Below are 15,931 nucleotides of genomic sequence, written 5' to 3'. Positions count from 1 at the left end.
AGAACGGCCGCGGACAGATAGAGCTCGGGTGGAAATGCCCCGGAGCGCCGCGCAACGACACACTAGGAGAGCCGTGCCCCTCGACACTGCCACGAAGCAGCGCATCATGACCGAGTTCGCGACCAGCGAGGGTGACACCGGTTCGCCCGAGGTCCAGATCGCGATGCTCACCCAGCGCATCAAGGACCTCACCGAGCACCTCAAGGAGCACAAGCACGACCACCACAGCCGTCGTGGTCTGCTCCTCCTCGTCGGCCAGCGCCGCCGTCTCCTCGGCTACCTGCAGAAGGTTGACATCAACCGCTACCGCAGCCTGATCGAGCGCCTCGGCCTGCGTCGCTGATAGCGTGCGAACCAGCCCGGACCCGTCATGGGTCCGGGCTGGTCCGGTATCACCGGAACGACTGAGCACCAGTCCCACACCGGTCCGGTCCGACCCACCTCGTCCGGTCCTCGGTAGTGGCTCACGGAACGGCCGCGCGTCGAGCGCAGGCCCCCTCGTCCGTGGACCTCGATCGAAGACCGACCGGTGTCGTGCGGAGCGGACCCTTCGAGAAATGGAGGGCACCCATGGAGGGTCCCGAGATCGAGTTCACCGAAGCGATCATCGACAACGGGCGCTTCGGCACCCGTACCGTCCGCTTCGAGACCGGACGCCTGGCACGCCAGGCCGCCGGCTCCGCCGCCGCCTACCTGGACGGCGAGACCATGCTCCTGTCGGCCACGACCGCGGGCAAGCACCCCAAGGAACAGTTCGACTTCTTCCCCCTCACGGTCGACGTCGAGGAGCGCATGTACGCCGCCGGGCGCATCCCCGGCTCGTTCTTCCGTCGTGAGGGTCGTCCCAGCACCGAGGCCATCCTCGCGTGCCGGCTCATCGACCGCCCGCTGCGCCCGACGTTCGTCAAGGGGCTCCGCAACGAGGTCCAGGTCGTCGTCACCGTCCTCGCGATCCACCCGGACGACGCGTACGACACGCTGGCCATCAACGCGGCGAGCCTCTCGACGCAGCTCTCCGGCCTGCCCTTCTCCGGTCCCATCGCCGGCGTGCGCATCGCGCTCATCGACGGCCAGTGGGTCGCGTTCCCGAAGTACTCCGACAAGGAGCGCGCCGTCTTCGACATGGTCGTCTCCGGCCGCGTGGTGGGCGACGACGTGGCGATCATGATGGTCGAGGCCGAGGCGACGGACAACGCCTGGACCCTCATCAAGGACGAGGGCGTCGCGCCCCCCACCGAGGAGGTCGTCGCCGAGGGCCTCGAGGCCGCCAAGCCGTTCCTCCGTGCGCTCTGCGAGGCACAGGCCGAGCTCGCGGCGAAGGCCGCCAAGCCCGTCCAGGACTTCCCGGTCTTCCTCGACTACCAGGACGATGCCTACGCGGCCGTCGAGACGAAGGTCTCCGCGGACCTCGGGCAGGCCCTGACGATCGCCGAGAAGCAGGCTCGTGAGTCGCGCCTCGACGAGATCAAGGCCGCCGCCGTCGACGCCCTCAAGGACGACTTCGAGGGACGTGAGAAGGAGCTGTCCGCAGCCTTCCGTGCGGTCTCGAAGAAGCTCATGCGTCAGCGCGTGCTCACCGACGGCGTGCGCATGGACGGACGCGGCCTCGCCGACATCCGGACGCTCTCCGCCGAGGTCGAGGTCGTGCCCCGCGTCCACGGTTCCGCGATCTTCGAGCGTGGCGAGACCCAGATCATGGGGATCACCACCCTGAACATGCTCCGCATGGAGCAGCAGATCGACTCGCTCGGCCCGGAGACGCGCAAGCGCTACATGCACAACTACAACTTCCCGCCCTACTCGACCGGCGAGACCGGCCGGGTGGGAAGCCCCAAGCGTCGTGAGATCGGCCACGGAGCGCTCGCCGAGCGTGCCCTCGTGCCCGTGCTCCCGACCCGCGAGGAGTTCCCCTACGCGATCCGTCAGGTCTCCGAGGCGCTCGGCTCCAACGGGTCCACCTCGATGGGTTCCGTCTGCGCCTCGACCCTGTCGCTCCTCAACGCAGGCGTCCCGCTGCGCGCGCCGGTCGCCGGCATCGCGATGGGGCTGATCTCCGACCTCAGCGGTGGCGAGGCGCGCTACGCCGCGCTCACCGACATCCTCGGTGCGGAGGACGCGCTCGGCGACATGGACTTCAAGGTCGCAGGGACTCGGGAGTTCATCACGGCCATCCAGCTCGACACCAAGCTCGACGGCATCCCCGCCTCCGTGCTCGGCGGCGCCCTGGCCCAGGCCCGTGACGCCCGGTTCGCCATCCTCGACGTCCTCAACGAGGCCATCGACGTGCCCGACGAGATGAGCCCCAACGCTCCTCGCGTCATCGCCGTGAAGGTCCCCGTGGACAAGATCGGCGAGGTCATCGGCCCGAAGGGCAAGATGATCAACCAGATCCAGGAGGAGACCGGCGCGGACATCTCCATCGAGGACGACGGGACCGTCTACATCGGCGCGACCGACGGACCGTCCGCGGAGGCCGCGCGCGCGGCGATCAACGCGATCGCCAATCCGCACGTCCCCGAGGTGGGGGAGCGCTTCGTGGGGACCGTCGTCAAGACGACCTCGTTCGGCGCCTTCATCTCGCTGTCCCCGGGCAAGGACGGGCTGCTCCACATCAGCCAGATCCGCAAGCTCGTCGGCGGCAAGCGCGTCGAGAACGTGGAGGACGTCCTCGGTATCGGCCAGAAGGTCCAGGTCGAGATCGGTGAGGTCGACCCCCGCGGGAAGCTCTCCCTGCACGCCGTGGTCGACGAGTCCGCCGACGACGCGGGCGCAGAGCAGGCTGACGCCTGACGTGCCCTGGGACCTTCCGCTCGCTCCGGCCGGTTCGCCGGAGAACGAGCTCACCGCCGGGCAGGACGGGGCGACCATCCGTCGCTCCGTCCTGCCCGGCGGGGTACGGGTGCTCACCGAGCACATGCCAGGACAGCGGTCCGCGACGGTCGGCGCCTGGGTGGGTGTCGGGTCACGTGACGAGACCAGCGGTCACTACGGGTCGACGCACTTCCTCGAGCACCTCCTGTTCAAGGGGACGGCTCGACGCAGCGCCATGGACATCGCCGAGGCCTTCGACGCCGTCGGGGGAGAGGCCAACGCCGGGACCGGGAAGGAGCACACCTGCTACTACGCACGGGTGCTCGACACGGACCTGACGATGGCCGTCGACGTCATCACTGACATGGTGACGTCGGCACGCATCGACGCCGAAGAGCTCGAGACCGAGCGCGGCGTCATCCTCGAAGAGCTCGCCATGAACGACGACGACCCGTCCGACGTCGCGCACGAGCAGTTCGCCGCCGCTGTGCTCGCCGGTCACCCCCTGGGGCGGCCCATCGGTGGGACGCCCGACACCATCCGGGCCGTGCCGCGCGACGCCGTGTGGGAGCACTACCAGTGGCACTACCGGCCGGAGACGCTCGTCATCTCGGCCGCCGGGGGAGTCGACCACGACGCCCTCTGCGCGCAGGTCGAGCAGGCGCTCACCGACGGTGGGTGGTCGCTCGGGGCCCGTGCCACACCGCGCCAGCGCCGGGACGTGAGCGACGCCGTCGGTGTCGGCGAGACCGGCACGGAGCTCACGGTGCGCCGGAGCGTCGAGCAGGCCAACGTCATCATCGGTTCGACGGGGCTCGCCGCGACGGACGACCGACGCTTCGTCATGTCCGTCCTCAGCGCAGCGCTGGGCGGCGGGATGTCGTCGAGGCTCTTCCAGGAGATCCGTGAACGCCGCGGGCTCGCCTACTCGACGTACTCCTTCGCCTCCAGCCACGGCGGTACCGGGACTTTCGGTCTCTACGCCGGGTGCACGCCCGCGCGCATCGACGAGGTGACCGACCTCCTCGGTGCCGAGCTCGACCGGCTGGCCGACGGCGGGATCACCGAGACCGAGCTGGTCCGCAGCGTCGGGCAGCTCTCCGGCGGGCTCGTCCTCGGTCTCGAGGACACCGGTTCACGCATGAGCCGGCTCGGGAAGGCCGACCTCGTGAACGGGGAGCTCCTCAGCCTTGCCGAGTCCCTCGAGCGTATCCGGGCCGTCACGCGGGACGACGTGCAGACCCTCGCCAAGGACCTCGCGGCCCGCCCGCGGTCGGTCGTGCGCGTCGGGCCTCTCGGGGACTGAGGATCCTGTGCTGGGTGCCCTCACCGGCATCGGGCTCGCGGGAGCGGCGGGGCTCAACGCCTTCGTGCCCATGCTCCTCGTGGGTCTGCTCGCGCGGTACACCACCCTCGTGGTGCTCCCGGGCGGGTGGGAGTGGCTCACCGACGGCTGGTTGCTCACCGGCCTCGGTGCGCTCCTCCTCGTCGAGGTGGTCGCCGACAAGATCCCTGCCGTCGACTCGGTGAACGACGTCCTGCAGACGCTCGTCCGCCCGGGCGCCGGGGGCGTCGTCTTCGGAGCCGGGTCGTCGTCGACGACGTTCGCTGTCGACGAGACGAGCGACCTCCTCACCACCCAGCAGTGGATCCCCGTGCTGTCCGGGGTGGTGGTCGCGCTGGTCGTGCACCTCCTCAAGTCATCGGTCCGACCGGTCGTCACCTTCGTGACCCTCGGCGTGGGAGGACCGGTCGTCAGCGCGATCGAGGACGGGACGTCCGTCGCCCTCGCGTCGCTCGCCGTCCTGGCGCCGGTCGTCGCGGTGCTCCTCCTCGCGGCCGTGGCCGTCGTCCTCGTCCGTCTCGTCGTGCGTCGCTCCGAGCCGCGGCGGACGAGCGACGGGCTAGGCTCGGTGCCGTGAACGGAACGGCAGCACACCACATCAGGGTCGCGGTGCTCGGCGCGCACGGACGCATGGGCCGCACGGTCTGCGAGGCGGTGGACGCCGCCCCGGACCTCGAGCTCGTCGCCCGACTCGACGCCGGTGACGACGTCGCCTCGTTGACGTCGGACGCCGTCGACGTCGCGGTCGACTTCACCGTGCCGGGCGCCACCGAGGCCAACGTCCATGCTCTCGTCGACGCCGGGATCCACGCCGTCGTCGGGACGACCGGCTGGACGGACGAGAGCCGCACGAGTGTGCGCGAGCACCTCGGCCGGGCCGGAGGGGACGTCGGGGTGCTCCTCGCGCCGAACTTCGGGCTGAGCGCCGTCCTCGCCATGCGCTTCGCGGCGCAGGCCGCACGCTACTTCGAGTCCGTCGAGGTCATCGAGCTCCACCACCCGGAGAAGGTCGACGCACCCAGCGGCACCGCGCGGCACACGGCGGCCGCCATCGCGGCCGCCCGCGCCGAGGCAGGTCTGGGGGCCGCGCCCGACGCGACCGAGGCGGGCTGGGACGCGCGAGGCGCGGACGTGGACGGTGTGCGCGTCCACGCGGTCCGTCTGCGCGGGCTCGTCGCCCACGAGGAGATCCTGCTCGGCAACCCGGGCGAGCAGCTCGTCATCCGCCAGGACTCCTTCGACCGCGCCTCGTTCATGCCGGGGGTCCTCCTGGGGATCCGTGAGGTCGTCCGGCGGCCGGGCCTCACTGTGGGGCTCGAGAACGTCCTCGAGCTCGGCTGACCGTGCGCAAGGGACTGGTCGGGGCCGTCGCGCTCACCGCGCTCCTCGCCCTCTACGTCTGGCAGATCGGCACCCGGTCGTTCGCTCTCGTGGGGACGGGCGAGCCGGTGGCCGTCCTCATCGGCCTGGCCGTCCTCCTGGTGCCGGCCCTCGCGGTCGGCCTCATCGCCCGCGAGTGGCAGCTGGGCCTGACGGTGCAACGGATGGCTGACGACCTCGCGGGGCGGGGCGAGCTCCCGGTCGACGACCTGCCACGGTCTCCAGGGGGGCGGATCGACCGCGAGGCCGCCGACTCCGCGTTCGTCTCCGCGAGGACCGCTGTCGAGGATGCCCCGGACAGCTGGGCGGCGCGTTACCACCTGGCGTTCGCGTACGACGCGGCACGCGACAGGCGGCGTGCCCGAGCCGCGCTGCGCGACGCGGCTCGTCTCTACCGGGCGGCCGGTCGCACAGAGGGCTAGAGGCTCGCCGACCAGCGGCTCTCGACGACGTCACGCACGCCGGTCGCGAGCGTCCGCGTCCGGCCGTCCGGTCCCATGCCCGATCCCGCCAGGAACCTCTCGCGAGCCGCGTCGCCGTCGAGGACCCAGGCGGCGACCTCGTCGGCACCGTCCGAGCGCAACCGGTCGACCGCGGCCGAGAGCAGCCGCGAGCCGTGCCCGGAGCGCTGCGCGGACGGGCGGACCTCGAGCGCCACGAGCTGCCCCGGGGAGACTGCGGCGAAGCCCACGACGTCGGCGCGCTCGCACGCGACGAGCACCGCGAACCCCGGTCCGGGCGGCGAGGTGATGGCAGACGCCCACTGGTCGCGGATCCTGTCGACGTCGAGGGCGGCGAGGACGTCGTCGCCGAGCACGTCGCGGTGCGCGGTGCCCCACGCGGCGAGCTGGACGTCGGTCATCGCCTGCTCGTCCCCGGGGGTCGCCGGACGGACGGACACGTCTGCGGACTCGGTGAAGAGGGCCATGCGCCCGACCCTACCGGCCGGTCGCGGGCTCAGGGCGGACAAGCGCCTCAGAGCGCCACGTACACGGTCTCCAGGTACTCCTCGAGGCCCGCCTCCCCGCCCTCGCGGCCGATCCCTGAGTGCTTCACCCCGCCGAAGGGTGCGCTGGCGTCCGACACGATCCCTCGGTTGATCCCGATCATCCCCGCCTCGATCTCCCGGGAGAGGACGAGCGCACGGCCGACGTCGCGTGTGTACGCGTAGGCGACCAGGCCGTGCTCCGTCCCGTTGGCGAGGGCGAGCGCGTCCTCGTCGTCGTCGAACGTCACCACGGGGGCGACAGGGCCGAACGTCTCGTCGGTGACGGCCAGGGCGTCGCGAGGGACGCCGGCGAGCACGGTCGGTGGGTAGAAGTGGCCTCGACCGCGTGGCCAGGAACCGCCGGTCCGCACCTGGGCGCCGCGGTCCACGGCGTCCGCGACGACGCCCTCGACGGAATCCACCGCCCCGGCGTCGATGAGAGGTCCCACGGTGACGCCGGCCTCCGCGCCGTCACCGACGACCTGCTGCTCGAACGCGACCACGAGGCGGTCGGTGAAGTCGTCCGCGACGGAGGAATGGACGAGGAACCGGTTGGCGGCGACGCACGTCTGGCCGGCGTTGCGCATCTTCGCGGCCATCGCGCCCTGCACGGCGTCGTCGAGGTCCGCGTCCTCGAACACGAGGAACGGCGCGTTCCCCCCGAGCTCCATGGAGGTGCGCAGGACGCCCGCCGCGGCGTCGCGCAGCAGGCTCTGTCCCACGCCGGTCGAGCCCGTGAACGAGAGCTTGCGCAGCCGAGGATCCGCGAGGAGCGGGGCGGTCAGCCGCGCGGACGCGCTGGTCGGCACGACGTTCACGGTGCCCGCGGGCAGCCCCCGGGCCTCGAGCTCGGCGCGGAACATCTCGGCGACGTACAGCGTCGTCAGTGGTGCGAGGCTCGAGGGCTTGACGACGACGGTGCACCCGGCCGCGAGAGCCGGCGCGATCTTGCGTGTCGCCATCGCCAGGGGGAAGTTCCAGGGCGTGATGAGCAGCGACGGCCCCACGGGGCGACGCTGGACGATCTGCGTGCCGCCACCGGCTGGCGCGGCCCGGACCGACCCGTCGTGGCGGACCGCCTGCTCGGCGTACCAGCGCACGAACTCGGCCCCGTACGCGACCTCGGCCCGCGCCTCGGCCAGAGGTTTGCCGCCCTCGGCGGTGATGAGGGCGGCGAGGTCGTCGGTGTGCGTGACGATGCGGCGGAACACGGCGTGCAGGACGTCCGCCCGGGTGCGCGGGGGAGTGCGACGCCAGGGCGCAGCGGCGGCGGCCGCGGCGTCGAGGGCCCGCGCCCCGTCTTCGGGCGACCCGTCCGCGACGTCGAGGAGCACGTCCTCGGTGGCGGGGTTCGTGACCTCGAAGGTCGACGAGCCCGCGGCCGGTGACCACCGTCCGTCGACGAGGACCCCCGTGGGCGCATGGGCTGCGAGCGTGGGGCTGATGACCGACGAGAAGTCCATCCGTCCAGTGTGCCGAGCGGGCCGGGTGCGCGCAGCACGACGGCCGGTCGTCGTACGATCGCGGGTATGACCTCCACGCCTCCAGACGTCCCCGGGGCGTCCGTCAGCCCGTCGACCGCGTACGAGGACCTCCTGCGCCACGTCCTCGCGCACGGCACCCCGAAGTCGGACCGGACCGGGACGGGGACGCGGAGCGTCTTCGGCCACCAGATGCGCTTCGACCTCACCGAGGGTTTCCCGCTGGTGACCACCAAGCGCGTGCACCTGCGGTCGGTCGTCGGGGAGCTCCTGTGGTTCCTGCGCGGCGAGTCCAACGTCCGGTGGTTGCAGGACCACGGGGTGCGGATCTGGAACGAGTGGGCCGACGAGGACGGCGAGCTCGGCCCGGTCTACGGGGTCCAGTGGCGCTCGTGGCCCACCCCGGACGGACGCCACGTGGACCAGCTCGAGCAGGTCCTGTCAACCCTCCGCTCGGACCCGGACTCGCGGCGCATGCTCGTCTCCGCCTGGAACGTCGCCGAGCTGGACGCGATGGCCCTCATGCCGTGCCACGCGTTCTTCCAGCTGTACGTCGCCGACGGTCGCCTCTCGCTGCAGGTCTACCAGCGGTCGGCCGACCTCTTCCTCGGCGTGCCGTTCAACATCGCCAGCTACGCCCTGCTCACGCACATGCTCGCCCAGCAGGCCGGCCTCGAGGTGGGTGACCTCGTGTGGACGGGCGGCGACTGCCACATCTACGACAACCACCGTGAGCAGGTCCTCCTGCAGCTGGAGCGCGAGCCGTTCCCCTTCCCGAGCCTGGAGCTGCGTCCTGCCGCGTCGCTCGGGGACTACGACTTCGACGACGTCCAGGTGGTCGGGTACGAGCACCACCCGGCCATCGCGGCGCCGGTGGCCGTATGACGTTCCCCGAGGGCCTCCTCGGTCCCGGGGAGACCGGCCTCGTGTGGGCGCAGGACCGCCACGGGGGCATCGGGCTCGACGGGGGGCTGCCGTGGCACCTCCCGGAGGACCTCGCACACTTCCGTCGCACCACCGGCGCGGCACCCGTGGTCATGGGCAGGTCGACGTGGGAGTCGCTCCCCGAGCGGTTCCGTCCGCTCCCGGGCCGCCCGAACACCGTCCTCTCGCGCGACCACGGGTACGACGCGCCCGGCGCACGGGTCGTCGGCTCGCTCGCGGACGCGCTCCCGGGCCCCGACGACCCGGGGACCTGGGTCATCGGGGGCGCCCAGGTGTACGCCGCCGCGCTCGCGGTGGCGGACGTCCTCGTGGTGACGACCGTCGACCTGGACGCGGGGGCGGACACCTTCGCTCCTCGGATCGGGGAGGCGTGGTCGCAGGTCGCGGTCGAGCCGTCCTCCGGGTGGCACGGCTCCACCACGGGGCTGAGATACCGGTTCGCCGCCTACCGGGCGACGAACCGGTACACGCCGGGTCAGGCGAGCAGCGGCTCCACGTCCGAGGCGTAGATGTCCTCGAGGCGCTTGCGGACGTCGGTGAGGACGGCCTGGGGGTCCTCGTCCTGGGTGAGGACGCGGCCCACGCCGTCGGCGACGGCCTTGTCCCCGCCCGGGAGGAAGGCGCGTGCGTAGTCCTGGACGCGAACGACCTCGACCTGGTCGATCGCCGTCTGGATCTGCGGCGCGGCCGTGACGAGCTCGGAGACGTCCGCCGACTGGCGCGTGGGGATGTACCCGGTCGCGGCGGAGAACGCCACGGCATTCTCGGGCGAGGTGAGGAACTTGAGGAAGGTCGCCGCGGCGACCTGCTCCTCCGGGGTGATGTCCTTGGGGATGCCGAGACCGGCGCCACCCGACGGGCAGACCGGCGAGGACGCGGCGGGGCCGCCGGGGAGGAACCCGACACCCACGTCGAACGATGCCGACTCGAGGATCCCGACGAGGGACCCGGTGGAGCTCACGGTGGCGCTGATGGCGCCCGAGGAGAGGTCCGTCGCCTGGTCGTTGCTCGTGACGCCGGCCCAGCCGTCGACGTTCACTCCCTTGCGCATCCACTCGAGCGCGTCGACGACGGGCTTCTCGTCGATGGTGATGACCCACCCGTCGGAGTAGGAGCCACCGTGGCCCCAGGCGTTGTTCTGGAAGGTCCAGCCGGCGTAGCCGGCCATGTCGGGGTAGTGGAAGACCTTCTGGGTGCCGGTGCCCGCGGCGGCGAGGTCGGGCGCCCACTCGCCGAACTCCTCCCACGTCTCGGGTGCGCGGTCGGGGAGGCCCGCGGCGGCCCAGTGCTCCTTGTTGTAGTAGAAGACGGGCGTCGACCGGGCGTAGGGGACGGCCCACTGGGCGTCGTCGTACTGGTAGTCGGCGAAGAAGCTCGGACGGAAGTCGTCGGTGTCCATCTCGACGGTCTCGAGGATCGAGTCGAGCGGGATGATCGAGTCGTTGATGAAGTACCGGAACCACCACACGTCGGAGAGGATGACGAGCCCGGGAAGCCCGCCGCCCGCGAGGGCGGTCTGGAAGCGCTGCGCGACCTCCTCGTAGTTGGCTCCAGCGGTGACCAGCGACACCTCGATGTCGGACTGGCTCGCGTTGAACGCCTCGACCATCGACTTCTCGACGTCCTGCGAGCCACCGGGGTGGTTGGACCACATGGTGATCTTCCCGGCGGGCTTCACGCCGGAGAAGTCGAGCGCCGACGCGCTGCTGGGCCCGGTGCCCTGGGCGGTGGACGGCCCGGAGCACGCGCTGAGGGCGAGCGCACCGAGGCCTGCCGCGGAGAGACCGAGGAAGGAACGTCGGTCGAGGGCCGGGACGTGGAGGCCGCTCGAGGTGCGTGCCGTCCGGGGGTGGCGAGGTGTGGACATGGTCGGTCCTGTCTGTCGTGGCGCGCGGTGCGCCGGTGAAGAGGTACGGGAGGGGAAGGTCGGGAGTGGCGAGCCGTCAACCGGTGACGGCGCCCTGGGTGAGCCCAGCGACGATGTAGCGCTGGAGGGCGGCGAAGACCACGAGGACGGGCAGGATGACGAACGCGGCGCCCGCCATGAGCACACCCCACGACGTGGCGCCCGGCTCGATGTTCTGGAGCAGCGTCAGGCCCACGGGGAGGGTCATCAGGCGAGGGTCGTCGGTGATGATGAGCGGCCAGAGATACTCGTTCCACTCGTTGACGATCGAGATGAGCGCGACAGTCGCGATGGTGGGCGCGCTCACCGGGGCGACGACGGACACGAGACGTCGCCAGTGGCTGGCCCCGTCGATCTCCGCCGCCTCGACGATCGACGCGGGGAGGGTGAGGAACTGCTGGCGCAGGAGGAAGGTCCCGAACGCCGTCCCGAGGCCCGGCAGGACGATCCCCCAGAGGGTGTTGCGCCCGCCCATGCCCGCGACGAGCGTGTAGTTGGGCACGAGGCTCATGTGGGGCGGCACCATGAGGGCCACGAGCACCAGGGCGAAGATGGCCTTCTTCGCGGGGAACCGCACGAACACCAGCGCGTAGGCGGTGAGGACGGCGAGCACGAGCTTGATGCTCGCCCCGACGGCGGTCACGACCACGGAGTTGACGAAGAACCGGCCGAACGGTGCCTTCTCGGACGCGGTGACGTAGTTGTCGGGGGACAGGCTCGTGGGGAGCCACTGGATGGGCAGGGAGACGATCTCGCCCGAGTTCTTGAAGGTGGCGAGGAGCATCCAGGCGAGGGGCAGGACGATCACGGCGGTGGCGCCGAGCATCGGGAGGTAGCCGCCGAGGACCGTCGTGACGGGGCGGGACGACGTGCGCTGGCCGGTCATGCGTAGTGGACCTTCTTCTCGAGGAACCGCAGCTGGCCGAGTGTCATGACGAGCAGCACGGCGAACAGGATCATGGAGATCGCCGACGAGTACCCGGCGCGACCGGTGACGAACGCCTCGACGTACACCTGGTACATGAGCGTCGTCGTGCCGTCGAGCGGCCCGCCTGCGGTCATGACGTGGATGAGGTCGAAGGACTGCAGCGAGGACAGCACCGTCGTGACGAGGAGGAAGAACGTGGTGGGCGAGAGCAGCGGCACGGTGATCCGCCAGAAGCGCCGCAGGGGTCCGGCGCCGTCGAGGGACGCGGCGTCCAGGACGTCACGGGGGACGGACTGGAGCGCGGCGAGGTAGATCACCGCGGCGTACCCGAGGTTCTTCCACACGTAGACGACGATCACCATCACGAGGGCCCAGTCCCTGTCGAGGTACCACTGAGGGCTCGACGCGCCCCAGGTGCGCAGGAGTGCGGCGAGGGCGCCGTACGTCGGGTCGAAGATGAACAGCCACACCATGCCGACGCCGACGCCGGAGAGCACGTAGGGGGCGAAGATCACGGACCGGGCGACGGTGCGTCCGTGCAGGCGTCTGTCCAGGACTGTCGCGAGGAGGAGGCCCAGGAGGAGCGTCGCACCGACGGTGGCGACCGTGAAGACGGCCGTGACGCGGAGGACCTCCAGGCTCCGGGGGTCCGTGAACCACCGGACGTAGTTGTCGAGGCCCACCACGGTGGCGGTCCGGGACCCGAGGTTCCACTGGAGCGTCGAGTAGTAGAGGTTGAGGACCAGCGGGCGGTACGTGAAGACGGCGATGAGCGCGAGGTTGGGCAGCGCGAACGCGAGGAAGACGAGGTACTCGCGGCGGTGGCGGCGCCACGGGCGACGGGCGGCGGGGCGGGGTTTCGTCGCACCGTCCGTCGTGCCTGCAGGGGGTGCGCCATCCGGCCCCGCCCCGGTCGTCGTCGCTCGTGCCGTGACCGGTGCGAGGGTCATGACGTGCGGGCGTCGAGCTGGGCCACGAGGGTGTCGAGCCGGTCCGTCATGACGGCGTCGACGCCCATGTCCAGCACCAGGGCGAGGTCCTCGGGGTCGGACGGGGTCCAGCAGCACACCCTGATGCCGAAGGTGTGCATGGCGTCCACGGTCGCCGGCGCCAGGAACCGCCAGTACGGGTTGTAGTACTGGGGCCGGACGAGCGCGAGGGTGCGCACGTCGGGCAGCTGGAGATTGGTGTCGTTGAGGAAGAGGGTGGTCCCGGCGGACGCGGTGCGGACGGCGACGAGCCCCTCGAGGGACCCGCAGAACGCGGTCTCGGTGGCACCGGTCTCCTGGACGGTGCGCAGGGCGGCCATGCTCGTCGTCGCGTGCTTCTGGTCGAGGACGAGGGGGACGCCACGCTCGACCGAGAGGTCGAGCGCCTCGGCGAGCCTCGGGACCCGCACCTCACCCTCGCCGAGGGTGCGGACCTGGTCCCAGGTGGTGGCCGCGACGGGACGGGGGTCGCCCCACAGGCGCTCGAACGTGTCGTCGTGGACGAGCACGGGGACGCCGTCCGCGGTGAGCTGCACGTCCACCTCGATGGCGTCCGCACCGGCGGTCATCGCGGCGTCGAGAGCGAGGAGGGTGTTCTCCCTGTGGGTGGGGTGGTCTCCACGGTGCGAGACGGCGAGAGGCCTCGCAGGGCGGACGTGACTGTCGGTCACGGCACTCTCCAGGGATGGTCGAAGGTTTGTCCGGGGGTTCACGGCTGAGATCGTGGCACGCGTGTCCGCAGGTCACGCAGGGTTTCGCCGTGATGCCCGGGAGTGTTCACCGAGCGTTCGCCGTCACGTCGGACGTTCGTCGCGCTGCCGACGGGTGACACACCTGTTCGTCACCGCGCGGTAGTTTGGGCCCATGGTGCCTTCTCCCGCACAGACGCCCCCGTTCGGAACGCTCCTCACGGCGATGGTCACGCCGTTCGCCGAGGACGGCTCCGTCGACCTCGGCGCCGCCGTCGCCCTCGCGGAGCATCTCGTCGACTCCGGCCACGACGGGATCGTCCTCAACGGCACGACGGGGGAGTCGCCGACCACCCACGCTCCGGAGAAGGCGGACCTCGTGCGTGCGGTCGTCGACGCGGTGGGGGACAGGGCCGTGGTCGTCGCCGGCGCCGGGTCCAACGACACGGACCACTCGATCCGCATGGCGCAGCAGGCGGCGGAGGCCGGCGCGCACGGGCTCCTCGTGGTCAACCCGTACTACTCGCGACCGTCGCAGGAGGGCATCGTCCGGCACACGACGGCCGTGGCGGACTCGACCGACCTCCCGGTGATGCTCTACGACATCCCCGGCCGCTCCGGGGTGCGGCTCGAGCCGTCGACGTACGTCCGCCTGTCCGCCCACGAGAGGATCGTCGCCGTCAAGGACGCGACGGGGGACGTGTACTCGGCCGTCCGCAGCATGCGGCGGACCGACCTCGCCTGGTACTCGGGGGACGACGCCCTCTACCTCGCGTTCCTCGCCCACGGTGCGGTGGGCCTCGTGAGCGTCGTCGGGCACGTCGTGGGCCGCGAGCTCGCCGCTGTCGCGGCCGCCTTCCGCACCGGTGACCACGCACGCGCGGCAGCCCTGTTCTCCGACCTGGTTCCCGTGATCGACGCGGTCATGGGCAACGGGTTCGGTGTGGTCATGGTCAAGGCTGCCCTCGTGGAGCTCGGGCTGATCCCCTCAGGGCGTCTGCGACTGCCCCAGGTCCCGGCCACGGCGGACGAGGTGGCGGCTCTCCGGGCGACGCTCGTCGCTGCAGGCCTCCTCGACGGGTCACGTCGTCCGGCGTGACCCGTGAGGGGCACCGTACGGGGCCCCGGGTGAAGAACGCCGCGCATTATCCATGGTGATGGGTACCTCTGCCCATCCGGAACCGTGGTGAGAGCGTGTGCATGCTGTGGACGTCCGTGTAGCCTGAGCGCGGATCGGCTGGGAGACGCCGAGAAGATACCCAGGAAGCACCAGGATCCCGACGACGCTGGGGGCTCGCGCGTCGGTCTGGCCGAGGAGAAGGAACCGTCATGGCTGCACGTTTCAACCCACCGCCCGGATGGCCGCCCGCGCCCGAGGGGTGGACGCCTCCGCCGGGATGGAACCCTGACCCGTCGTGGCCCGCGCCCCCGGCCGGGTGGCAGCTGTGGATCGACGACTCCGTGCCGCCCGGTGACGCCGGCGCTGCGACGCCGCCTGCTCCGGCAGGGCCCGACGTGGCGCGCTTCGCGGGTCCGGGAGGAGACGCCCCGATCCAGGTGATCTCCGGGCAGGGCGGGGTCGCCCCGGGCGACCCCTCCAAGACCGCGGTCTTCCCCGCGCCGGCGGGCGTGCCAGGTGGGCCGACGGCCCCGGTGCCCGGACAGGCCCCCGCCTTCGGTCAGGGCCCCGGCGGACCGGGCTTCGCCCCGCAGCAGCAGTGGCAGCAGCCGGGTGCGCCCGGCGGCTCGAGCAGCAAGAGCTGGCTGGTGCCCGTCATCATCGGCGTCGTCGCCCTCCTCGCGATCTTCGGCATCCTCTTCGCCACGGGTGTCATCGGCGGCGGGGACGAGCCCGAGGACAAGGAGACCAGCACCACCGAGCCCACGGAGGAGCCCACCGAGGAGCCCACCGAGGACGACCCGACGGACGAGCCCACGGAGGAGCCGACCGAGGAGGACCCCACCGAGGAGCCCACGGGGTCCGCGTCGGGCAACGGGACGCGCAACGCACCGCTCGCCCCCGGCGAGACCGCGTCGTACGAGAACTGGACCGTCTCGATGAGCGCCTCCAACCTCGACGCCTGGGGCGAGATCTCCAAGGCTCTCGAGGACTGGGACCGTGACTACTACACCCCGGAGGACGGGACCGCGTACGTCATGGCACCCACCACGGTCACGTACACGGGGAGCGGCAGCGAGTCGCTCTTCATGCTCGACTGGGTCTACGTCGGTGGAGACGGCAAGACCTACTCGGACTCGTGCATGTTCAGCAGCCTGCCCGACGGCCTCGACACCTACGGCGAGCTCTACACCGACGCCGAGGACACGGGCAACGTGTGCGTCAAGGTGCCCAGCGAGCAGACTGCCGGTGGCGTGTGGCGCGTGCAGGAGCTCTCCGGCGACGAGGGCTACTTCGCGACCGAGTGACACCGGTGAGTCAGTGGCGGGACACCCCGAGGGTGCCCCGCC

Annotated in this window: 16 protein-coding genes; 10 read left to right on the top strand and 6 right to left on the bottom strand. The window is 71.4% G+C overall.

All coding sequences use genetic code 11. The features are described 5' to 3' along the window. Positions 1 to 73: 73 nt before the first annotated feature. From rpsO to JAV76_RS10930, 6 genes are all read left to right on the top strand, one after another. Positions 74 to 343: a 30S ribosomal protein S15 gene (gene rpsO / locus JAV76_RS10955; RefSeq protein WP_198734090.1), complete on the top strand. Its 270-nt coding sequence runs from the start codon at positions 74 to 76 to the stop codon at positions 341 to 343. 227 nt (positions 344 to 570) lie between these two features. Beyond that, the gene (locus tag JAV76_RS10950) at positions 571 to 2,790 is read left to right on the top strand and encodes a polyribonucleotide nucleotidyltransferase (RefSeq protein WP_198734089.1); all 2,220 of its coding nucleotides are present in this window, start codon (positions 571 to 573) and stop codon (positions 2,788 to 2,790) included. Position 2,791: 1 nt separating this feature from the next. Beyond that, entirely contained in the window at positions 2,792 to 4,117 is a 1,326-nt protein-coding gene (locus tag JAV76_RS10945) for a M16 family metallopeptidase (RefSeq protein WP_198734088.1), read from the top strand. Between the two features lie 7 nt (positions 4,118 to 4,124). Next, positions 4,125 to 4,733, top strand: coding sequence for a DUF4126 domain-containing protein (locus tag JAV76_RS10940; RefSeq protein WP_198734087.1), 609 nt, complete (start codon positions 4,125 to 4,127; stop codon positions 4,731 to 4,733). Then, positions 4,730 to 5,497 carry a 4-hydroxy-tetrahydrodipicolinate reductase gene (gene dapB, locus JAV76_RS10935; RefSeq protein WP_307844164.1) on the top strand — a complete coding sequence of 256 codons (768 nt, stop codon included), beginning with the start codon at positions 4,730 to 4,732 and terminating at the stop codon, positions 5,495 to 5,497. Before JAV76_RS10940 ends, dapB begins: the two co-directional genes overlap by 4 nt. Before the next feature lie 2 nt (positions 5,498 to 5,499). After that, complete coding sequence (locus JAV76_RS10930) at positions 5,500 to 5,958, top strand: hypothetical protein (protein ID WP_372403501.1); 459 nt, start codon at positions 5,500 to 5,502, stop codon at positions 5,956 to 5,958. Here JAV76_RS10930 and JAV76_RS10925 read toward each other — a convergent pair. Both JAV76_RS10925 and JAV76_RS10920 read right to left on the bottom strand, forming a co-directional pair. Next, positions 5,955 to 6,464: a GNAT family N-acetyltransferase gene (locus tag JAV76_RS10925; RefSeq protein WP_198734086.1), complete on the bottom strand. Its 510-nt coding sequence runs from the start codon at positions 6,462 to 6,464 to the stop codon at positions 5,955 to 5,957. The genes JAV76_RS10930 and JAV76_RS10925 overlap by 4 nt on opposite strands. A 47-nt stretch (positions 6,465 to 6,511) precedes the next feature. Continuing rightward, positions 6,512 to 7,987, bottom strand: a complete 1,476-nt coding sequence (locus JAV76_RS10920; RefSeq protein WP_198734085.1) for an NAD-dependent succinate-semialdehyde dehydrogenase — start codon at positions 7,985 to 7,987, stop codon at positions 6,512 to 6,514. A gap of 66 nt (positions 7,988 to 8,053) precedes the next feature. Here JAV76_RS10920 and JAV76_RS10915 point away from each other — a divergent pair, with 66 nt between their 5' ends. Then, entirely contained in the window at positions 8,054 to 8,890 is an 837-nt protein-coding gene (locus JAV76_RS10915) for a thymidylate synthase (RefSeq protein ID WP_198734084.1), read from the top strand. Continuing rightward, positions 8,887 to 9,459: a dihydrofolate reductase gene (locus JAV76_RS10910; protein ID WP_198734083.1), complete on the top strand. Its 573-nt coding sequence runs from the start codon at positions 8,887 to 8,889 to the stop codon at positions 9,457 to 9,459. The genes JAV76_RS10915 and JAV76_RS10910 overlap by 4 nt, the downstream gene beginning before the upstream one ends. On the opposite strand, the gene JAV76_RS10905 is transcribed toward JAV76_RS10910, so the two are convergent. The 4 genes from JAV76_RS10905 to JAV76_RS10890 form a co-directional block, all read right to left on the bottom strand. Then, a complete protein-coding gene (locus tag JAV76_RS10905) occupies positions 9,426 to 10,817 on the bottom strand; it encodes an ABC transporter substrate-binding protein (protein ID WP_198734082.1) in 1,392 nt (463 codons plus the stop codon). The two genes, JAV76_RS10910 and JAV76_RS10905, sit on opposite strands and share 34 nt — an antisense overlap. A 76-nt stretch (positions 10,818 to 10,893) precedes the next feature. Next, a complete protein-coding gene (locus tag JAV76_RS10900; protein ID WP_198734081.1) occupies positions 10,894 to 11,742 on the bottom strand; it encodes a carbohydrate ABC transporter permease in 849 nt (282 codons plus the stop codon). Continuing rightward, the gene (locus JAV76_RS10895; RefSeq protein WP_198734080.1) at positions 11,739 to 12,734 is read right to left on the bottom strand and encodes a carbohydrate ABC transporter permease; all 996 of its coding nucleotides are present in this window, start codon (positions 12,732 to 12,734) and stop codon (positions 11,739 to 11,741) included. The genes JAV76_RS10900 and JAV76_RS10895 overlap by 4 nt, the downstream gene beginning before the upstream one ends. Next, the gene (locus JAV76_RS10890; RefSeq protein WP_198734079.1) at positions 12,731 to 13,444 is read right to left on the bottom strand and encodes a glycerophosphodiester phosphodiesterase; all 714 of its coding nucleotides are present in this window, start codon (positions 13,442 to 13,444) and stop codon (positions 12,731 to 12,733) included. Before JAV76_RS10890 ends, JAV76_RS10895 begins: the two co-directional genes overlap by 4 nt. Before the next feature lie 193 nt (positions 13,445 to 13,637). Between JAV76_RS10890 and dapA the strand changes: the two genes are divergently transcribed. Together dapA and JAV76_RS10880 are read left to right on the top strand one after the other, a co-directional pair. Beyond that, on the top strand, positions 13,638 to 14,561 hold the full coding sequence (dapA, locus tag JAV76_RS10885) for a 4-hydroxy-tetrahydrodipicolinate synthase (protein WP_198734078.1): 924 nt from the start codon (positions 13,638 to 13,640) through the stop codon (positions 14,559 to 14,561). A gap of 230 nt (positions 14,562 to 14,791) precedes the next feature. Further along, the gene (locus tag JAV76_RS10880; protein WP_198734077.1) at positions 14,792 to 15,889 is read left to right on the top strand and encodes a hypothetical protein; all 1,098 of its coding nucleotides are present in this window, start codon (positions 14,792 to 14,794) and stop codon (positions 15,887 to 15,889) included. The last annotated feature ends 42 nt before the right edge of the window (positions 15,890 to 15,931 follow it).

It is taken from the genome of Sanguibacter suaedae (assembly GCF_016342785.1).
In the GTDB taxonomy this organism is placed as follows: domain Bacteria; phylum Actinomycetota; class Actinomycetes; order Actinomycetales; family Cellulomonadaceae; genus Sanguibacter; species Sanguibacter suaedae.
Note: the sequence above shows the minus strand (reverse complement) of the source record. Positions and strands in the feature narration are given on the sequence as shown.